Source organism: Dellaglioa sp. CoH-56-MRSF-13, assembly GCF_056782095.1.
Window position 1 is genome coordinate 1 of sequence record NZ_JBXAYC010000051.1, and the last position, 490, is coordinate 490.

The 490-nt window shown below is 52.9% G+C and carries 2 protein-coding genes; both read left to right on the forward strand.

Annotated elements, in window-relative coordinates:
- On the forward strand, positions 1 to 271 hold a 271-nt coding region (locus tag AC1RP1_RS07815), incomplete at its 5' end, for a hypothetical protein (RefSeq protein ID WP_481762693.1).
- Positions 272 to 294: 23 nt separating this feature from the next.
- Positions 295 to 490: hypothetical protein (locus AC1RP1_RS07820; RefSeq protein WP_481762694.1), on the forward strand; the 196-nt coding region annotated here is incomplete at its 3' end.

Below are 490 nucleotides of genomic sequence, written 5' to 3' on the forward strand. Positions count from 1 at the left end.
GTATAGCGTGATTATGTCCAGCAACATGGAGAACGCAGAACAGCGCGGGGCTCGGGTGCTGACACCGTTCGAGGGCAAGCCCGAGCCAATCTGGCGTATCTTCTTGGACGACAGCAACGTGTATCGCAGGTGTTTGGCTAACGAGTGGTGGGGCTGCTTGAGCCCGCGATTCAAACCCATCATCTCGGATAAGGACCTGAAGATATTGAAGGACTATCTGAAGCAAACAAGCAACAGGTCTAGCTTCAATGATGGTCCTGTTGACTTCTAGGAGAATTCATGAAGGTCAGTAGAGTGAAGAAACGCATGCGTCAGGTACTAGATGCGCGACGCGCATGGAAACGTATGTACTGCGAAGCAACGTTCGAGTTCCTGTATAATGCGCGACCAAACCGCAAATTCGGCACCACCAGTAGTGCACATGGTGCCCGCGTAATCGACCGAATCACAGGAGGCGTGTGGCCGCCCTACGAGAAGTTCGACATTCCAG